Source organism: Spirulina sp. CS-785/01 (genome assembly GCF_028330525.1).
Taxonomy (GTDB): domain Bacteria; phylum Cyanobacteriota; class Cyanobacteriia; order Cyanobacteriales; family Spirulinaceae; genus JAQMSD01.
The window spans coordinates 1-4,274 of the sequence record NZ_JAQMSD010000068.1 but is presented as its reverse complement, the minus strand read 5'-3'; the positions used below and the strand labels follow the sequence as shown (position 1 = coordinate 4,274).

The 4,274-nt window shown below is 45.1% G+C and carries 1 protein-coding gene; it reads right to left on the bottom strand.

What is annotated here, in order from left to right; translation table 11 throughout:
- Positions 1 to 485 precede the first annotated feature (485 nt).
- The gene (locus PN462_RS03835) at positions 486 to 3,866 is read right to left on the bottom strand and encodes a S8 family serine peptidase (RefSeq protein WP_272126644.1); all 3,381 of its coding nucleotides are present in this window, start codon (positions 3,864 to 3,866) and stop codon (positions 486 to 488) included.
- Between the last annotated feature and the right edge of the window lie 408 nt (positions 3,867 to 4,274).

Sequence of the window (4,274 nt, the reverse complement as noted above, 5' to 3'; positions counted from 1 at the left end):
GGGTGCGTTAGCAGGGGATCAACTTAGGGCAAAATCCAGTTAATATTATTTCCTGCGTAACGCACCAAAACCCCATTCATTTTTTGAGTAAAGTGGTGCGTTACGGCGGATATTTTGAGTGAATGGGTTAATCCCAAATTATTTGACCGCCTAACGCACCCTACTGGCTTCATTTTAATTATGGCAATTTTTTGAGGGCTTGGGAGAGAGGGTTGGAGGGGTTAGAAAAGATTTTTGAAGTAGGTGGGTGCGTTACGGCGGATAGTTTGAGTTAATGGATTAATCTTAAATTGTCTTGCCGCCTAACGCACCCTACTATCTAAATCAAGAGACCTAAAGCTGTGAACAAAACAATGCTCATCTTGTCAGGAATCGGAAATAGTAAAGTGGTGCGTTACGGCGGATAGTTTGAGTGAATGGGTTAATCTCAAATTATTTGACCGCTTAACGCACCCTACTGGCTGCGTAACGCACCAAAACCCTATTTAACGTTTTAACCGAATGTACCGATGTGGATTACCAATAGAATAATTCTCAACTCCATGTATTGCTCCATACCAGTTAGATTCAGATAAATGAACCCGTCCATTTTCAACTTTCTCCACAATAGCAACATGATTCTGTCCATTGAGATAATATTGTGCAACATCACCAATTCGAGGAAGTTCTCCAGAGTTTAATATCCGTGCGCCATTTTTTAACACTTGACCCCATTGACTAGCATCCCGATCTCCTGGAGGTAGCAAAATGTCTTTAGGATTAAAACCAAGTTCTTTTAATCGTCCATAGGCGTACCATGTGCAATTCCCTTGTTTTCCATAATTGTTTGTACCTAACAGAGTTGAGCCAAAACCTGTTGCGGCAAAGTAATTACCACTAACTCCATAAAACTGAGGCCGATCTTTGAAGTATTGCACGCTTTGTGTTGTCAAAATCGGGTTAAGATTGCTGCTATTATTGCCCGTGCTTATTGTCAAATTGCTTTCACTCACATAGTAAGCAGCCACATAACCAATTTCACCATCAACCTTCACCTTATACCAATCAGTTCGATTACCGGGATAGTAAGCACCACCAGATACCTTGTCCAGAATAGTGAGATCACTGCCTTTGGAAAGTTTTCCTAAAATTGATGCACCCACTTTAGGATTACTCCGGAAATTTAAACGAACGCCACCGACATTGCTATTAACGTATCCAGGCGTGGTACTTGTTCCAGTGTCAGGAGAAGACGTGACATCAACATAGTAACCCGCCACATAGCCGGTCTGACCGTTGACCTTAATCTGATACCAATCATTACGAGAAGCACCACTGGGGGTTGTGTATGTACCTCCTGTCACAGAGTTCAAAATGGTGAATGATGTGCCTTTCGGGAGAGAATTCAAGACTGTTGCGCCAACATAAGAACTCTTCCGGAAATTCAAAGGTAATGAACCGACTTTAGAGTTGACAACGCCTGAATCGGTCGGTGTCTCTTCAATAGGGGTGGCGGTAATATCCAGTGAAATATTAGGCCCCGTTTTTGTACTTTGAGTAGGGTTAGTTTGAGGAGTAACGGTCGAAGCAGTCCCCGTTCCTTGTTGGGAGGCTTGAGAATCCAAAGTATCATTAGGATTCTTGTAAAACTTCTCAAACATTTGCTTGAGGAAGTTCATCCAGAGAGGACTGAGTGAAGTCTTAAAAGCATTCAGGAATTTAGACTGAGCAACTTGTTTGACTTGGTTGGGATCAGGCTGTAGAGTAGGCTCGGATTGAGCATTCGGAGCATCTCCCGGTATATAAATCACCTGACCAACAGGTAAGAATTTCGCTTCTACACTGGTAAATGGTGTTGTTCCGGCAGCATCTTTAGTGATTTCTGTCCAGCGACTCCCATCCCCTAACTCGCGTTCTGCAATTGTCCAAAGGGTCTCACCATCTTTCAGTTTATAACTGTAACGCACTGCCCGTTCCATCGGGGTAACTTTCCCTTCCCCACTCCAAGTAGTGGGAACAACTTGTAACTCAGGCTCATACTCCTCTGGTTGAGTTGCTTTTGCTAAATGAATCGCAGCAGCCATATTTAATAAACCAGTTCCCGTTTCCACATCGGGGTTAGCATCCTTGAGATCAGTAGCAGTCGATTTGAGAATATCAATCACTTGACGATAACTTAACTCAGGATTGGCAGCCCACACTTGAGACGCTGCACCCGTGACTTGTGCGGTGGCCACAGAAGTCCCCTGCATAGCCTCAACGCCATCACCAACGGTGGACATAATGGGGTCTTCTAATATGCCACCATTGGCTACAATATCTAAACCATTGCCATAACTGGAATAGTCTGCCCGGTCAAACCCTTTCCAAGCAGAAGTCTCACCATTAATTTGTTCTGCTGCACCAACAGTGATGATATTATCAAACCGTTCCGAGGCTTGACCTAAAGCAGACATCACCGCACCATCATTCCCCGCAGCAACACTGACCACAACATTATTCTGACGGGCATATTCTAAGGCCGCCATTTCCATGGGAGTAAACTCATATCGCGTGGTCACATTCCCCTCAGCATCAATTTGAGTTAAGTCCATACTCAAATTAACCACCGCATTGGGTTGCTCAGACTCCCGTGCCGCATCGACAAACTCAACCAAAGATTCCGCCCATTGTCCCGATCCTACAGCACGACCGACCCACAGAGGGGCATCATCGTTAATCCCATCTGTACCAATGCCATTATCTTGTTCAGCAGCAATCACACCTAAAACGTGCGTGCCGTGTTCATTTCCTTCCCCATCACTGAGTAAGGGATTATCGTCTCCATCGACGCGATCTTTCCCTAATGTAATCTTGTCGTAGTCTAAATCGGGATTCTCGCCATTAAATCCGGTATCAATGACACCGACTAAGGGTTGTTGAGACGACTCTACATCGGGAATAGTCTTCTCGGATGCTGTCTCATCTACATATTGTTCGGCATAGTTGACCAACGCTTGGCCCAAGTCTCCCTCACGCCAGTCTTCTCCCTTGATTAAATCCTCCATTAAGGGGGCCTCTCCTTCTGCTCCCCGGACTTGGAAGATTAAATCGTTGTAGTCTTGGTCATACCAATTATGACCCGCTTGTACGTCCTCCATGACGAAAGTGTTGCCGTCTCCGGTGACATCGGCAATTTGTCCGAAGTGTAAGGTATCATCGGGGTTGGTTGTTCCTAGGGAGAATAAGGGGGCTTTTGAACCGTCAATGGCAGGGTTTTCAATGACTTGATCTACTGTGCCATCGGGGACTAACATAACCGCAAATTTGTCTCCTGGACGCATAGAGACGGTTTTCACTCCTTGGTAGTCGCCGGAGTTCCAATTTTTACTTTCCCCTAAACTCCCTTCAAATTTTGCCCCCTCGGTTTTGTCGCTAATGACAATATGACCCAGTTCTGAGTCACTGGCCGCACGGATGGCGGCTTCTTGGATGAATTCTTCTGAACCCGCTTCAAATTCATCCATTCCTTCTAAACTGAAGATGCCCACTTCTCCTTGGAATTTCCCGCCATCAAAGAGGAAGTCGATGCCGACTTCTCCGCTTATTCCAACGGTGAATTCTCCGGCATCCGCTTGGAACAGATCGGCTGAAAAATCAGGGGGGTCTATTTCTATTTGAGGATCACTGAGGATGCTTACTGCTCCGGACTCCTCTGCGGGGGAGTTGGGTTGATCATCGAGGGTGGGGGGGTCGAGGTCTGTTGGAATGTCTGGTGCGTCGGGACCGCCACCATCATCTACATCGATTAACCCACTGGGGGTGAGGATGGGTTCGAGGATGAAGGATTGGATTTGGTTCTGGGGTTCGGGTTTGGCTTTAGATGCACGTTTGCGGAAGTTAAACATAATGTGATGTCCCCTGTAGGATGACACTTCAACGGAGAGGTGATTCTTTCCCTCTCACATGGTTCTCTGTTTTAATTTGGGATTTTTACGCAATCCCGCTTAAATTGTTACAAAAATACACATTTGGTTTAGGTGTAGATTCTTTTGAAGGATTGCGATTCTTCCTCTAACTCCAACTTAGTGCAATTTCCAAACATGGAGCATAAAGAGTTTGTATGGTTTTTGCCTCAGTTTTTTAAAGATTGGATGAAGTGTTGGGGATGTACTTGACAAAAATAATTTTATGGTGTATAATAAAAGGCTTTTATAGGGTTTTGGTGCGTTACGCTGTCGCTATTTGGCTTTTATAGGGTTTTGGTGCGTTACGCTGTCGCTATTTGGCTTTTATAGGGTTTTGGTGCGTTACGC

What these genes read in the sequence shown, in the direction of transcription:
- PN462_RS03835 (WP_272126644.1), bottom strand. Translation starts at nt 3,866, where the DNA reads ATGTTTAACTTCCGCAAACGTGCATCTAAAGCCAAACCCGAACCCCAG.